At 45.0% G+C, this 14,785-nt stretch carries 16 protein-coding genes and 2 pseudogenes; 8 read left to right on the top strand and 10 right to left on the bottom strand.

From position 1 onward, the window contains the following. Window positions 1-8: 8 nt before the first annotated feature. From KHQ09_RS18130 to KHQ09_RS18565, 8 genes are all read right to left on the bottom strand, one after another. Complete coding sequence (locus KHQ09_RS18130; protein ID WP_213630903.1) at window positions 9-1,025, bottom strand: TrbL/VirB6 family protein; 1,017 nt, start codon at window positions 1,023-1,025, stop codon at window positions 9-11. After that, entirely contained in the window at window positions 1,015-1,239 is a 225-nt protein-coding gene (locus tag KHQ09_RS18125; RefSeq protein ID WP_213600393.1) for a hypothetical protein, read from the bottom strand. The genes KHQ09_RS18130 and KHQ09_RS18125 overlap by 11 nt, the downstream gene beginning before the upstream one ends. Then, window positions 1,239-1,958 carry a type IV secretion system protein gene (locus KHQ09_RS18120; protein WP_213600411.1) on the bottom strand — a complete coding sequence of 240 codons (720 nt, stop codon included), beginning with the start codon at window positions 1,956-1,958 and terminating at the stop codon, window positions 1,239-1,241. The genes KHQ09_RS18125 and KHQ09_RS18120 overlap by 1 nt, the downstream gene beginning before the upstream one ends. Before the next feature lie 14 nt (window positions 1,959-1,972). Beyond that, entirely contained in the window at window positions 1,973-3,055 is a 1,083-nt protein-coding gene (locus KHQ09_RS18520; RefSeq protein WP_213600392.1) for a lytic transglycosylase domain-containing protein, read from the bottom strand. Continuing rightward, the gene (locus KHQ09_RS18110) at window positions 3,048-5,456 is read right to left on the bottom strand and encodes a VirB4 family type IV secretion/conjugal transfer ATPase (RefSeq protein WP_213656859.1); all 2,409 of its coding nucleotides are present in this window, start codon (window positions 5,454-5,456) and stop codon (window positions 3,048-3,050) included. The genes KHQ09_RS18520 and KHQ09_RS18110 overlap by 8 nt, the downstream gene beginning before the upstream one ends. Window positions 5,457-5,458: 2 nt before the next feature. Beyond that, window positions 5,459-5,671, bottom strand: a complete 213-nt coding sequence (locus tag KHQ09_RS18105; protein ID WP_238481769.1) for a VirB3 family type IV secretion system protein — start codon at window positions 5,669-5,671, stop codon at window positions 5,459-5,461. Window positions 5,672-5,754: 83 nt separating this feature from the next. Then, window positions 5,755-6,093 carry a TrbC/VirB2 family protein gene (locus KHQ09_RS18100; protein WP_213630901.1) on the bottom strand — a complete coding sequence of 113 codons (339 nt, stop codon included), beginning with the start codon at window positions 6,091-6,093 and terminating at the stop codon, window positions 5,755-5,757. Then, window positions 6,047-6,994: a lytic transglycosylase domain-containing protein gene (locus KHQ09_RS18565; protein ID WP_338053042.1), complete on the bottom strand. Its 948-nt coding sequence runs from the start codon at window positions 6,992-6,994 to the stop codon at window positions 6,047-6,049. Before KHQ09_RS18565 ends, KHQ09_RS18100 begins: the two co-directional genes overlap by 47 nt. A gap of 170 nt (window positions 6,995-7,164) precedes the next feature. Here KHQ09_RS18565 and KHQ09_RS18090 point away from each other — a divergent pair, with 170 nt between their 5' ends. From KHQ09_RS18090 to KHQ09_RS18060, 8 genes and pseudogenes are all read left to right on the top strand, one after another. After that, window positions 7,165-7,773, top strand: a complete 609-nt coding sequence (locus tag KHQ09_RS18090; protein ID WP_213630899.1) for a hypothetical protein — start codon at window positions 7,165-7,167, stop codon at window positions 7,771-7,773. Then, window positions 7,770-8,306 carry a thermonuclease family protein gene (locus KHQ09_RS18085; RefSeq protein ID WP_213630898.1) on the top strand — a complete coding sequence of 179 codons (537 nt, stop codon included), beginning with the start codon at window positions 7,770-7,772 and terminating at the stop codon, window positions 8,304-8,306. The genes KHQ09_RS18090 and KHQ09_RS18085 overlap by 4 nt, the downstream gene beginning before the upstream one ends. Before the next feature lie 32 nt (window positions 8,307-8,338). After that, window positions 8,339-8,986 (top strand): thermonuclease family protein, encoded by a 648-nt coding sequence (locus KHQ09_RS18080; RefSeq protein ID WP_238481767.1) that lies wholly within the window; start codon window positions 8,339-8,341, stop codon window positions 8,984-8,986. Window positions 8,987-9,009: 23 nt separating this feature from the next. Further along, window positions 9,010-9,531 carry a hypothetical protein gene (locus KHQ09_RS18075; RefSeq protein ID WP_213630896.1) on the top strand — a complete coding sequence of 174 codons (522 nt, stop codon included), beginning with the start codon at window positions 9,010-9,012 and terminating at the stop codon, window positions 9,529-9,531. A gap of 107 nt (window positions 9,532-9,638) precedes the next feature. Beyond that, window positions 9,639-10,580 (top strand): annotated as a pseudogene (locus tag KHQ09_RS18650) (hypothetical protein); the annotation flags it as partial. Window positions 10,581-10,685: 105 nt separating this feature from the next. After that, a complete protein-coding gene (locus KHQ09_RS18645; protein WP_452612246.1) occupies window positions 10,686-11,309 on the top strand; it encodes a YadA-like family protein in 624 nt (207 codons plus the stop codon). Between the two features lie 63 nt (window positions 11,310-11,372). Next, on the top strand, window positions 11,373-12,203 hold the full coding sequence (locus tag KHQ09_RS18065; RefSeq protein ID WP_213630894.1) for an invasion associated locus B family protein: 831 nt from the start codon (window positions 11,373-11,375) through the stop codon (window positions 12,201-12,203). 9 nt (window positions 12,204-12,212) lie between these two features. Next, the gene (locus KHQ09_RS18060) at window positions 12,213-12,692 is read left to right on the top strand and encodes a DUF4189 domain-containing protein (protein WP_213630893.1); all 480 of its coding nucleotides are present in this window, start codon (window positions 12,213-12,215) and stop codon (window positions 12,690-12,692) included. On the opposite strand, the gene KHQ09_RS18055 is transcribed toward KHQ09_RS18060, so the two are convergent. Continuing rightward, window positions 12,680-13,447 carry an IS6 family transposase gene (locus KHQ09_RS18055; RefSeq protein ID WP_213630892.1) on the bottom strand — a complete coding sequence of 256 codons (768 nt, stop codon included), beginning with the start codon at window positions 13,445-13,447 and terminating at the stop codon, window positions 12,680-12,682. The two genes, KHQ09_RS18060 and KHQ09_RS18055, sit on opposite strands and share 13 nt — an antisense overlap. A 66-nt stretch (window positions 13,448-13,513) precedes the next feature. Beyond that, window positions 13,514-14,779, bottom strand: a pseudogene (locus KHQ09_RS18050) (DUF4158 domain-containing protein); the annotation flags it as partial. Window positions 14,780-14,785: the final 6 nt, after the last annotated feature.

Raw genomic sequence — 14,785 nt, 5'->3', positions numbered from 1 at the left:
TTCCGCTCTTACCTTGGACGGCTATGATTTTGCACTTGCCTTGCCAGTGCTTCACGACTGGCATTTGATACAGACCCACCATTTGAGCCGCCGCCGCGAGAGTATCTGTTGTATGCTTTGCGAATGCCTCTTGCCGTAGTTGAGACGGTCGAACTGGCTGCGCCATAAGACATTCTTCGCGCTCTTGAAGCGAAGTCCCCTGCAGAAATCATCACAGTACCAACGACACCTTGGGTCATGGTTTGAATGGTGAAAAGAATGTAGAGGCCAGCTAAGCAAACAAGGATGAAAATGGCACCTAAACTGGCCAGCTCATCAAGCGCAATTCCACTATAATCTTGGTCTTTGATTGCAGTCCTCATTGTAGCAATGATGATTGCACAGGCTCCATATGTGAATATCGGCATTAGCGAATATGCCATCACCTGCGTTAGCCAGCCGTCAGTTAGTTTGCGTGAGACATTAAACAGATAACAGGTGATAAAAATTGGTGCAGTTCCTATTAAAATCCAAAGAGCTACCTTTGAAATCATAAGAAGCATCAACGCCACGCCAACAAGAAAATATGAAATTGCTAGGACAAAAATACCGAACAAAATTGGTCCGAATTTAGTCCAACCGGCAGCATCGTTAAAGGCATGATTGATTGTTGTGGCTTGCTGAACAATAGCCGAGAGGCCATTTGTTGTTTTGGTTGTTGAGCCACCAGCCGCGTTTAAAACTAGCTGTCCGATGCCGTCAGGAACAGAGATGATCCATGAATATATAAGATCATTAAACATGCTCCAGTTTGTAGCAAGCGTAGCAACGCCAACAACCTTTACAACATGAATACAAACCTCAGCCGCAGAAATAGATGTAGCGCCCATCAAGAGCCGTATTCCATAGAAAATGACATATAGAATAACGAGAATATTGATCAACGGCATTATATCGCGTTCAAATGCCATAAATGCATTGGAAGTAAAATTACCACCAATAGCATCTAAGTTTTCAAGTAACTTTCCAATGAAATCATTTTCCATATTGAACCTCGTCACCAATCAAATCTTGGATAGCTAGTGCAGCTTCACTTTGATTGATTAGTTCCATTGAACCGCAATTCATTGGCTCTTGATAAAAGCCCATCAGTTCAGTTGGTCGCTTACATGGTGAAGTTTTCTCTTTTACCGTTCCACATGCAGCAAGAATTGTTGCAGAGACAATTAGAACGGCCATTGTTCCATAACGCTTGCTCATTACTTCACACTCCCAATTTCAGGAGCTTTCCATTTTAAGGCGCGTGATGAATTGGTGATTGAAATCAGGTTTTGCTGGTTCTCGACCTGTAAGGATTGAACAGCGCCATTCATGACCCCAATCAATTCATTGATTGTAAGGCCGGTTTGAACTTGCAATTGAGTGTTCTGGTCAATTGAGCCTTTAATATCTTTGGCTTCACCAATTTGTTCACCAGCAGATTTTAAGCTTTCGGTACGTGACTGAACCGCTGATTGTGTTCCTTGAACAAGAGCAGAAACACTAGCAACGGTGGAGATTAATTGTTTATAGCCTTGATCACCTGATTGGTTCTTCAGGCCACTAGATAATTTCTCGACAAGTTGTAGCCCCTTCATGAAGGTTTCAACAGTTTTGCCGAGGTCAGTACCAAAGCCGCTTAAATCCAAGCCACCACTCGACATAAGGCTGTCAAATGAAGGCATTGAAGATACTGAGAAGCCATTTCCAACGGCGAGAGACTGGAAACCTTGAGAAGAGTCCTTCCGGTCGCCTGTCATGGCAGACAAAGTTTCTTCAACTTTTGTCAGAATTTTGCCGTTCACATCCAAAATATCTTTAGTTGTTTCCGCCGTTTTTTTAGCGATTGTATAGTTCCGATTATCAATAACCGGCACGTCAGCATAAGCTGTACCAGTCATGAGAATGATTGCTGTCGTAATGAGGCTAGTTGTTTTCATCATATCAGCAGTTCCTATTCTGGTTTGAGCATAAGTTTGTTTTGATCAGAAGGTGGATAAATGCAGCTTTGACTTTCTTCATTCCATTTTGAACCTTCGAGATTGGCGCATTTATCTTTTGTTTGTTCGTCAGGTTCTTTCTCTTTTTTAATTTTTAGAGAATTTGAACTTCCTGACAATGCTGCGGCACCAAGCTTATTTTTGGAATTTATTAAGTCAGCGAAGGCAGAGCCAACCAGCAAGGCGCGGTTGAACATTTCAATGTTCGCGTTTCTCGCGCCTGAATTAAGATCGTAACTATCTTGAATAGTATCAGTGTATGTTCCACCGAGCTGGTTGAGCCATGAGGCTACATTGCCGCTACTTTCAGTAATCGAAGTGCTAATTTTTTCGGATGAATTTGCTGTATCAATTGCTTGTGTGTAAGCGTTCCCACCCTCAAATGAACCGCCGCCATAATTTATAGGTACGGATTTTCCATTTATTTTTGGAAGCCATTTTTGGGTAATGTTATGAACGTAACCACGAGTTTCTTTAAATGGAGGTACGCCACCATATTTATTGACGTTCCCAGGTCCCGCATTATATGCGGCTAATGCCTTGGAAACGTCTCCGTTATAGCGCTTCAGCTGCTGTTTTAAATAGCGTGCTCCACCACGCAAATTACTTTCCATGTTTTTGGGATCAACGCCCAAATCTTTAGCAGTTCCTGGCATCAACTGAGTAAGGCCATAAGCGCCAACATGCGAACGCGCACAGGGATTGAAGCGGCTCTCTTGATAGATCAGCGCAAGAAATAAATCGGGATCAAGACCTTCTTGCAAAGCAATCCGTTTTGCCATGCCAGCAATTTCAGGATTGTTGTTAATGGCTGCTTGTGGGTCGTCTTTCCGCGAAGGTCGATAAACAGCACCGGCCACACACGTTGTGCGCTCTCTGCGCACATTGTCATTTTTTTTAATTTTTTCTGTTGAATCTTGGCGTTTATTTTTTTCTGACAAATTCCGATTATCAATAACCGGAACTTGTGCACTTGCTGTCATAGAGCTAAAAATTGCAGCCATGATTATTGGCGAAAACACCTTCAATCTAATCATTGTTATTCTCCCAATCACAGAAAATTGGTAGCCAATGCTTTGGATCGTTCCCGACCTTTTCTCTAAGTGCTGTGCACTCGTCTAGGGTGGCTTTATTTGCTGAAAGCACCTTGATTAAATCTGGCATCTTAGAGAGATCCAATCGGGCAATAACGGAGTCATTACCCTGCTTAATCAAGAATGAGCGGCTTTCTGGTGCTGTATTTTTAATGTACTGAAATTCTTTGATCGAAAGCCCAAAGCGCTTTATGTAGCTTTCTTCATCAGCTCGCGGATTAGGAAAATGAATATTCAAAGCTGATTGTTCGATGATCGTGTGCGATGCTTTGGCTTTGGTAATATCAGCGGCAGACTGCGTTCCAAAACCAACTAGACCATTCAATTTACGAATGGTTTTCATTTTATCGACAATGAACGAAGAAAATTCCTCATCTTCGAGAAGCTTCCAGCCTTCATCCATAAAAAACATGACAGGATCGCCATTGAGCATTTCATCAAAGCGATGGAATAAGTACATAAGGACAGGAGTTCTTACTTCTGGAATATCTAAGATACTCGTCATGTCGAAGCCAAAAACTGTTGTCGTAGAAAAATCTAAAACATCTCTTTGAGAATTAAATACCCAAGCTTTTTCACCGTCGATCCAAGGCCGCAGTCTTGCGGATAAATCGTTAGCGTTAGCTTTTGTCCGACCAGATAATAATTCCTGAAGGTTATTCAGATTCCGCTGCTCAAGTGGATATGACATGAGATTGTTGAGCGCGTATTCTAGAGTGTCTTTATCTTCCTGTGCAAAATCATGCGTCCCTGATGAAAGCATGACTTTTAGTAACCGGAATAAAAACTCTCTATTCTTGGAGTTGTTATCTAAGTGTAACGGGTTGAAGCCAGTTTTTTCACCTGCATTGAGTGTTTCATAGTTCCCACCGATAGCACGAATGAAAATTTCCGCACCGCGATCTTTGTCAAAGAATGCAGCGCGAGGAGTAGGTGAAACTCGTCTTGCTTGAGATAGTAAGAAATTTAAAACAACAGTTTTACCAGAACCAGTTGGTCCGGTTATTGTAAAATGTCCCACGTCTCTTTGATGAAAATTAAAGAAAAATGGTGTCTGAGACGTGGTTTCCAATAATGAAATTGGAGTACCCCAATGGAGGTTTTCAGACCGGCCAGATGCAAAATTGTGAAGGGAGGAAAGACCAGCAAAATTGGCGCTAGATAGCATAGATTTACGCGCTATATAGGCATGGTTTCCCGGCATTTGCGCCCAAAATGAAGCTTCTAAATTTAAATCTTCACGTATCCAATTAATATTTGTCTCAGTCAGGCAGGAACCTAAATCAGAGACTGTTTTATTTAATTCGTTCAATGACTTTGAGAGACATAACAGGCTTAGATGATGTGTACCAAATACAGCTTCTTGGTTGATCAGGCTGTTAAGTGCTTCATCAATATCTGTTTCGACAGAGCTTCCTGCTTCATCTGAAGCTTGAATTTGACGCTGAAGCCTTGAAATTCTTTCTTGAGCAATCGGCTTGTCAGATAATGTAAATGATTGAGTGAGGATAAACTCATGATTAATTTGCAATAAATTGTCGAGCATACCCGGAGCTGTAAATGGCGGGTATTCCTTAATGGAGATCATCGCGCCGAAGTGGCCTTCATTTGGTGCAGCACCTTGAATTTGCATAGTGCGCTTGCCAAAATGTAACCGGCTGGAGCCGATGTATGATGAAATACCCATGCGTGGAAGGCGCATTTTTCTGAAGCGCCCACCATCTAATATTTGGTTCAAAAATTCACATGGTTCTGAATATGGTTCATCATTGCGATATGTAATGCCAAGTGGCTGAGCACCATACTTTTCGAACTGGCCTTTTAAATTGCCTAAAAGCTCTTCTAACTCGGTAATATCTTCCTGACGAGCTTCGTAATTATGCTTGCCTTTACCAGCAAGCATGTTGCTTACGTAATCGGCAATACCAAGTGCGCCACGCATGTTTGACTTTAAAATTGTTAGAAACAATTCATTTGTAAACATGCGTTTTTTACGCAGTTGTTTTGTGTATGTTTTATTCAGACGATCAGAAAATTCGTCCTCAAATTCCCCATCAACTTGCGCTTTAATTTCACGTCTAATTAGCGTTGACCAAACCGAAAATTCGCTTGACCCTAAAGCTTTAATAATTGTGTTTTGAACCGCATTTCGAAGATTTAATTCCGACTGGTCTACTGTTTGAAAGAAAAGACCATTCAGCTTTATAACGCACATAAGCGAACCATCTTCGAGCGCAATAACCTGCTCCGAAACATGCCGCATATATGGTAGATGGTACGACATTGGCCGCTCATTGTGAGCGACCTTGCCTAAGCCTAATTCTTCTCTGACAACTTTGAGCATTTTTATGACCTGTAAGAGTTAGCGCCCCAAAAAGTGCGATTTCTTGTTCGTGGGGTTTTGGAGGTGCAGACCTGTAAAACGTCCAAAAAACGGGCGTCTCTAGCACACAGAGCAAACAAAATTCCGTAGCTGATAGGCGCCATTAAAATTGCCCAAAACGATTTTGAAATGAGCCAAGTAATGATTGAGACGCCAATCACCATAACCACGGCCATGTAAGGCACGCCCCAAAGTGTTGGGGAGCGTGTCAAACCGATAACCAGAGGTATTACTGTGGGTTTTTCATCCTCGAACTGGTTCATTTGCCAATTGCACCGATAAGTTCAGGGGCGATCTGTGGTGCACCGAAAATAATACCAATGCCAATAATCACACTGCCAGCTGTGAACCAAGAGAGGCGACCGGCAGCAGCCATAAAGCCCAGACCCATAATGAACAAAACAGCAAGAGAAACGCCAAAAGGTCCGACAATAAAATCGACAATGGCTTGAATTGCTTTATGGATTGGCGAGAATGCAGCCGTCTGAGCATATGCGTTTTCTGTAAACGCAAGCGAGGAAATTAAGGCTGCGGATAATGACAAATATTTTTTAGAATTTGTCAGGCGTGAAAGAGTGTTTTTTGCACTTAGCATCATAGTCTCCTTTAAAAGTGCATAACGCCGCCAACGAAGTTTCCAGTTTTTTGAACTTGAACAACGCCGGTATCTTTGGGGTATCAATCGCAGCAACTGAATTGGTTGCTTTGCGTGAGCTGGATTTTTTTGCTGGCATTGGCCGGTCGATCATAAAATTGACGACCTCGGCCACATAGCCAACAGTCTCTTTGAATGGGGGGATGCCCTGATATTCATAAATTCGACTGGAGCCAGCATTGTAGGCAGCAGCCGCAAGCAAAGGGTTTTCAAACTCGTCAAGAAGTGAGCGAAGGTGACGAACGCCTGCTTCAATATTGTCTTGAGGATCGCAAATATCTTTCACCCCGTATTGTGCTGCTGTAGGAGGCATAAGCTGCATTGCCCCGCGAGCGCCTTTCGGTGAGTTGCGAGATCTGTCAAATCGGCTTTCAGCCCAAGCTATTGCGGCAGCAAATTTTTCGTCAACATCATGTCGTTGTGCAGCGCTTTCAACCATTTTTCTGATTGTTTCTGCGTCAAGCGGAGAGTCACCGCATATGCTTTGTTGTTGAGCAGATGTAGCGCTATTAATTTCTCTTTGTTCGATTACATGACTTTTTTTAGCAATATCTGTCTCATTTTTGCCACGTATTTGCCCACTTTTCTGTTGTTCCAAAGTAGGTAAATTTTGCCAAGTAGTTGATAACGCTTCTGGAGCATATGCAGAAATTATTCCGGTATTGCTATTATCTTCATGGGAGGTTGATGCCCCCCATCTTTCCTTGAATTTATCAGCGTTTTTAGTGCCTGATCTATCATTAAATGCAGCAATATCAATACTTTGAGCCGAACATGCGGGCGCATAAAATGCAGTGCACAATGCTGCGCAACTTAATAACATTTTAACCTTTGTGCGCATCATAACTGCATCCACCCCTACAGAATTTTATTACGTGCCGTTGTTAATAGCATATAATTTGATAATGTTGATCCCACTATATGACCTTTTTAGTCGTATAGTCTTGCTTTGTATTGCCTCATTTGGCACAAGGCAAGTCATGAATAGATGCTAATTTTAGCTGTGAGGGTAAAATGAGGGGAATTTCAAAACTTGCTGTATTAACCTGCATTCTTGCAGGCTCTGCATCCGCAGCACCGCAGATTGATAAAACCTACATTCGTAGCCTTGCAGCGCCGGGAAAATCCGTTCTTGTCATTGAATATTATGGAGCGGACGGCAAAGTCGCAGAGAGAAAAGGTTATGCCAGTGAGGCCGGTTTTTCGGCCAATGATGATCTTGGCATTCAGGTCAATTCTAAAACTTCAGTGAAGCTTTGGGGAATTGAACCCTGCAAAGGCGATTTCGTGAACCGTAAAGAAGATTTTGCAGGCTCATGCAATGACTACGCTAAAGAGCAACTGCAAATCATGCTTAAAGCGCCGAGTGTTTTATATTGCCGCGCATTCATTTCAGAAAAGAATGCAGCAAGTCAGAACGCAACTTGCTTCGGATATTATAATTATCCGAATGCGCTCGATACCGTCGACATGCTTGAAGAGCAGCTTCTCTCCATTGGAGCCGTTCGTCTTAATCGTAAAAAGAATGGTGAAGCAGAAAGAGCTGATCTTACCGACGCGGAACAAATAGGCAAAGACGGGTCTTATGGTTTTTGGGCTGATGAACGTGAGGTTGCCCAATGAAACTATTACGCACGTTTCTTTTTGCTTCAATCATAACAACTCCCGCGCTTGCAGCGCCTGAAGGTTATTTTGATTTAAAGGCCGGAATTACGCTTGAAACTGGTGACACATGGATAGATGAAAACGGCAAAAAGTTTCGTCTTTATGGCGTTCAATCTTGTTTGCGTGGGACATTTTACACCGTTGAATCGGGCATTAGGCAAGACTGTGGCGATGCTTCCTTAGCTATGTTCGCAGCCTATATTCAAGATACAAAACCTATTTGTGCGCCCATAGCTCAAGGCCAGAATATAACTTACGTATTTTGCTATGCAATGGTTGGAAAAAACAGGCTCGATCTTGCAAATGTCATGATTACATCGGGCTTCGCTTTTGCAGCCCTTAATCAAGACGGTTTACCTGTGCATCCGCAATATGCCGTTGCAGAGCAACAAGCTCGCAATGACAAGGCAGGTCTTTGGAAATTCAAAGACGTTCAACACCCATCTATTTTATTAAGCCAAATGGCAAAACAAAAACGGGGTAATCAATGAGATTGGTTCCGACTATAGCGGCATTGTGCAGTATGACAGCAGCAGTTAATGCCGCTGATATAATCAATCAAAATGCTCCATATCAGCCTACACCGAATATAGCACCTGCCCCCCTTACATTTAAGGGATATGCAAATGTCCTTGATGGAAGAACACTCTATTTTCCATCTTCAAATGCAATGGTTAGACTGGCACATATTGATGCGTGCGAGCTTCCACAATGGGCTTTAAATCCGAAATGGACAAACAGAAGCGTTGTTAAAGCCCCTCAACCAGTGCCTTGCGGTGCTTTGGCGAAAGCATGGCTAAAGCGAACAATTGGCAAGCAACAAGTGTCTTGTCGAATTGCTGGATATGATCAGCAAGCCGTTACAACTGCTTACTGTTATGCAGGAAAACAAGACGTTGCGCTCGAAATGTTGCGTGTTGGTTGGGCGCGTGTTGTTGAGCCTATAAGCGCCCCTCAGCTTTATGTTTCATATCAAGATGCCGCTATGAGCAAGCGCTACGGCATGTGGGAAACTTATGTTCTCGATATGAACGAGTGGCGGCAAAGAGCAATTGATAAATCCCTTGAGCGCCAGCCTTATGCAGATTTCAACATTCTAGCAGATCGCAAAAGCGAAATTTCACCGCCATTTCAGGATGCGCGGCAAAAACCAAAACGCACCGATAGATAATGTTCAACAGTGGGATGAAGCCAATGAAAAAAATTGCCATAGCCTCAGCCGTTACAGCATTCGGTTTGCTTGGTATTAGCGCCCAAAATGCCAGTGCTGATAATGTAGAATGGGGCTGTCAGGTCTTGATGTGTGCTGCGAGTTCAGCACCTTCTTGGCAAGGCGTTCCATATTGCGTACCCCCAATGACAAAGCTGATAGCTGCAATGAAATTACCGGGTTTTTCGTGGCCGATATGCCCTGATAGCAATACTGGAAAACCAGCATATGAGCCATATGAGCCATGTCCTTCAGGCTTTGCTGCGCAAACCATCGGTGAAAAGCATGACACGAGCGAACTGTGCGTTCGATTTGTAAATAAACGCCCAAATCCGAATGAATATCCTGAAGCCAGTGTTACGCCTGAATATGGTGGAAGCGATGATCAATACATTCGGGGATATATAATATCTCAATCGCGTAAAAGGAAAGAGAACCCATATTATTATGACATACCGAATGAACAAGGGGTAAAGCAGCGTTTTTACTTCAACCTGAGATTTTAAAATCGCTTCAATATCTATCGAAATGTGCGGCTGAATTGTTCCAGCAATTCAGCCGCTATTCCTAAAATAAAAACAATCTGACTCGTCTTATTTAAAGGAACGACTGCATGAAACACTTTTCACGCGTAACAATCACTACACTTATGTGTAGCACTGCATTTATTATTATTAGTTTAATGAGCAGTAATGCACATGCTAATGATAAAAGCTGCGCTGTCAAAGACGGCTATAATGGTGGGGCGTCTTACTCAAAAACAGGTAGAACAGGGCCGGAGGGTGAGACTACAACATATACCGTGAATGCAGTTTGCGCCGAAGGCGATATTGCTATGGGAATTGATAGAAATGGCAGACTTCGACCAGTTCACGAAATTCTAAATTCATTGGTTGGAGGTGGTGGCTCTCCAACTACAGTGCCATATCCAAATCCCTACGTTTCAGCATCACTCGGCTCTGGCTCAATTGATGATATAAACCGATCAATAGATAAAATTACTGACAATATTACAAATATTACCAATAAAGATAAAGATCAGGACGGTCGTCTCGACGGTCATGATAAAGATATATCTGACCTGCGTGACAAAGATAAAGAGCAAGACGGTCGCCTAGACGGTCATGATAAGGATATATCTGACCTGCGTGACAAAGATAAAGAGCAAGACGGTCGCCTAGACGGTCATGATAAGGATATATCTGACCTGCGTGACAAAGATAAAGAGCAAGACGGTCGCCTAGACGGTCATGATAAGGATATATCTGACCTACGTGACAAGGATAAAGAGCATGACGGTCGTTTAGATGGTCATGACAAAGACATAACCGATTTGCGCAACAAAGACATTGAGCAAGATAATCGTTTAGATGGTCACGACAAAGATATTGCAGCTATCAATGATGGTGCAGTTTTCTATAATCGTGATCAAGATGGTAATAAAACCGGTGGTGTTACGCTTAATGACGGAACCGGCAATAATGTTCAGTTGGGCAATGTAGCAGCTGGTATCGACACCAAAGATGCTGTGAATGTTGACCAGCTTAATGGTGCGCTCGCTGGCTTAGGTGGTGGCGCTTCCATCAATGATGATGGAACTGTAAACGCCCCTACATACACAGTAGGCGGTGCAACCTACAACAATGTAGGCGATGCACTTATCGCAACGAATAAACTTGGTGTTCAATACGTTGCTGACGAAAACGGCAATCCTACAAATACCGTTGCTCTTATCGGTGATGGAACTGGTAAACCTGTATCAATTACCAATCTTGCAGACGGAGTTGCAGATAATGATGCTGCAAACTACGGTCAGGTTAAAGACCGTGTTTCTTATGATAGAAATGAAAATGGATCACGCTCAAACACCATTACATTACAAGGTGGAAACTCGGCTGAAACTGTGAAAATTTCAAACTTGTCTGACGGTGTGGCCTCAAGTGATGCTGCAACAGTTGGACAAGTTAACCGTGGCATTCAGGGATTACGTGATTACACAGATAATCGTTTGGATGCTCTGGCTGGACATGTTTCTGACGTTCAGAAAGAAGCACGCGGCGGTATTGCCTCGGCAATGGCAGCTGCTGGTTTGAGATATGATGATCGTCCTGGCAAGGCTTCGATTGCAGGTGGATTAGGTGGCTTTAAAAATGCACAAGCCATTGCAGCTGGTGTTGGTTACACAACTGAAAACGGACGTTTTCGGTTGAATGCAGCAGTTGGTCATTCATTCCAGTCTAACGATACATCGTGGAATGCTGGTGCGAGTTGGACTTTGAATTGAACGCACTAATCAAGGTCGCTGCAGAGCGACCTTTTGCGTTATCAGTTACATGGAGTTGAGCCAATGAACTACAAGCTCATTAAATTCATATCTACATTTTGTTTAATGCCAGTCGCAACATTTGCACAGGCACAAACACCTGTAGAAAATCGCATTGAAGTAGCCTTCAAAGAAAACGATAAAGGACTGGATTTATCATATCTTCAATCTGCAACAGTTTATGAAGCTGGTGAAGAACTAGATATGGGCGATTTAATAGAATTAAAACGGGGCTTTGGTGACTGGTATATGTCTTGCCAAATTCGCCCTTCAAAAAATTTGCGCATATGTGCAGTTGAACAAAAAAAAGGGGAGGACGTTTATACCGTCCAATTTAGAATTGCACAAAATAAAGAAAAAAAACCTGTAGCAATTATTGTTTTGCCTTCATTTTTAAAAACTGATGATGGATTAAGAATATCTTTTTCAGGTCTGGAAAAAACAATTGAGAAAGACGAATTTCGTTGTACTCCAACATTTTGCATTAGCGGCTTTCCATTTGAGGGATTTGTTCAGTCAGCAATTACGCAATCGTCGCGTATAGGTTTTTCCTACACTGCACTTGGCTTTAACCCGTCCGAGGAAGAAAAAGCCATTAAGATAACCATGAAAATGGATGGTTATGAGCAAGCCTTAAACGCTGCTGGAACTGATCCTTATGGAACAGTTGTTTCAACCAAGGCTGCAAAAGAAATCGCAACGCAAATAGCGAATGAAAAAGCTGCCGCTGATAAAGTAGCCAAAACAAAATCCGTACCAAGCCCAAAACCTAAAGCTGTAGTCCGGTCAGCACCGGCCGCAGAAAAGAAAAGTGTTGAAGTCACTAAACCTAACTCAACACGCGGTCTTTATTAAGGTGTGAAAATGCGAAATTTCTTTAAAACTATCTGCATCGTCTCGGTATTAATATCAGGCTCTGCATTAGCTGCAGACCCTGTAATTCTCGACCAAGTGCCTACACCACCTGAGAGTGACGGTATCGGAATTTGGGGCGCTATTGCTTATTCACAAGTTGATCAAAAGCGCGGTATTTTTTGGGGTGCAGATACACGCCAAGAAGCTGAAGATACAGCTATGAAACATTGTTTAAGCGTGAGCGGAACTGATTGCAGTATCGTTCAGACCTTCCGTAATCATCGGCATATCAATGATGATGATGGAACATTCCCATACAATTATTGTGCTGTGCTTGCTGTAAATGAACAGAGCGGTGATTTTGGCGTAGCAAGCGCGACCACTCTTAAAGGCGCAAAACAAAATGCAATGAATGAATGTGGTGGGCTCTGTTGCAAATATTCCGGTTGGTTGGAGAGGTCCTGTTTTCTCCGCGGTCACACGTGCTGACCTTCGAGATTCTGCGCGAGCAGCGCCACCGCCTCTGTGAGTGCACTCGGTCCAATGCCGAAAGCTCGTTCAACAATCCGGGCTTCTCCACGAATGTCGCCGGTGAGATTAAAAATGGCAGCTTGTCCTTTGCGTAACGCCCGCATGACCTCAAAACCCTTGATCGTCGCATAGGCTGATTTCAAGGTCTTGAACCCTCGCACCGGCTTGATCAGTTGTTTCAGCTTGCCATGATCCGCCTCGACAACGTTGTTCAGATACTTGACCTGCCGGTGGACGAGCTCATTTGGGCATTTGCCTTCGGCCTTGAGTTGGGCAATCGCGATGCCGTAGGCCGGCGCCTTGTCGGTGTTGATAACGGTTGGTTTTTCCCAATCCTTCAAGCCATTCAGCGCCTTGCCCAGAAATCGCTTGGCCGCCTTGGCATTGCGGGTCGACGACAGATAGAAATCGATCGTGTTACCGAACTTGTCAACCGCCCGATACAAATAAGTCCATTGTCCACGGACCTTCACATAAGTTTCATCCACACGCCAGCTCGTAGATTGTGGCCGGCGCCAGTGCCAACGCAGCCGCTTTTCGATCTCCGGCGCGTATTTCTGCACCCAGCGATAAATCGTGGAATGATCAACTCCCACGCCTCGTTCGCCCATCATCTGCTCAAGATCACGGTAACTGACACCGTAGCGACAATACCACCGCACTGCCCAAAGGATAATCTCACCCTGAAAATGGCGCCACTTGAAATCAGACATTTCCTGCTCCTGTCACTCAGAACAGGCTATTATCTGTCAAGCAATGTGGTTTTTGCAACAGAGCCGTTTCCTTTCGTTCGCACCCAGATGGCCGACCGGCACGCGATCCGGCAGAACACGGCGTCCCTCCACATAAAGCATTTTCAGGGTCGCGACCGCCGCAAGCGACGGATCGTGCCGGCGGCGTGAGCGGCACGTGAATGCCTGAAGGAACGCGCCGGCGAACTTGCGGATGTTTCCATGTTGCTCGGCCGCCAGCACCAACGGCGAAGCGTTGGCGCTCTCCACCATCGCCTCGAGACCGGGCTTGATCTGCAGCAGCCGATGCCAGCCGACTTGCCGGTTTACCGTCTCGATCGCATCTTCATCGGCATCATTGGCGGCCTGCAAGGCAACGATTGTATCGAGGAACAGTCGCAGCGCCTTGGACGTTTCCATGCGGGCGTTCATGTGACGCTGCTTTTTCCGGTTGTTCGCCTGGGAGAACAGCCGGCCCATCAGCTTGATGAACATGGTCATTGCATCGTCAGTGAGCTTCTGGCCGAGCTTGATGATCTGCACCACGATCGTCGCACGCCGACGGCTGGCGCCAAATTCGCCGGCGAGCCAGGCCGGTGCTGCATCACCTTCCCGGACCATCTGGTCCCATCTTCCGGAGGGGATGCGGGCCTGCAAACGGGGATCGATCCCGAGCGAACGCAGGAACATGATACGTTCCGTCAAACCGACCAGATTCCCCGCTCCCGGTGCGTCGGATGCGGAACGCAGCCAATGGAAGCGCGTCTGCCCTATTGCAGGATCAACGGCCAGCAGGGCATCGAGGGCTTCGAGTTTTTCCGGAGCGATATCCGAGATCAGCGCACTCTCAGCACGACGGCGAGCAACGGCGCGGGCCGCAATGCCGATCTTCTCGATGGAGTGTTGAGAAGGCAGCAGCGCCTTCCGCTCACGAAAGGCAGCGATGACGGCCGTTGCGATCGGCAGCCCCTTGTCCCCGGAGGCGGCCGCCTCGGTCGCGGCCAACAAAGCTGCACGGCGGTCGTCGCGATCCGCTGCATGCAGGCCAAGGTAATCCGTCAGATATCGGCTATGCTCGAACCGGGTTTGCGCACGGTGAGCATAGATGGAGTAGGAGCGGGGATCGACATCGAGCTGATCGGCAACATAATCAACTATGGCTGAAGGCGGTTGTTCAGCCTCACCCAGGAGCCGGCCGGTTTGTCGGATGACGCAAAGCTGGATGGCAAAGCCCAGTTTGTTATGAGGGCGGCGTCGCAACTCGCATTCGAGGCGATCAGCAGCATCAATCGTATAGTGCCGGATCAGACCGTCCGGCAT

The sequence above is a fragment of the Pseudochrobactrum algeriensis genome (assembly GCF_018436245.1).
In the GTDB taxonomy this organism is placed as follows: Bacteria; Pseudomonadota; Alphaproteobacteria; order Rhizobiales; family Rhizobiaceae; genus Pseudochrobactrum; species Pseudochrobactrum saccharolyticum.
Note: the sequence above shows the minus strand (reverse complement) of the source record. Positions and strands in the feature narration are given on the sequence as shown.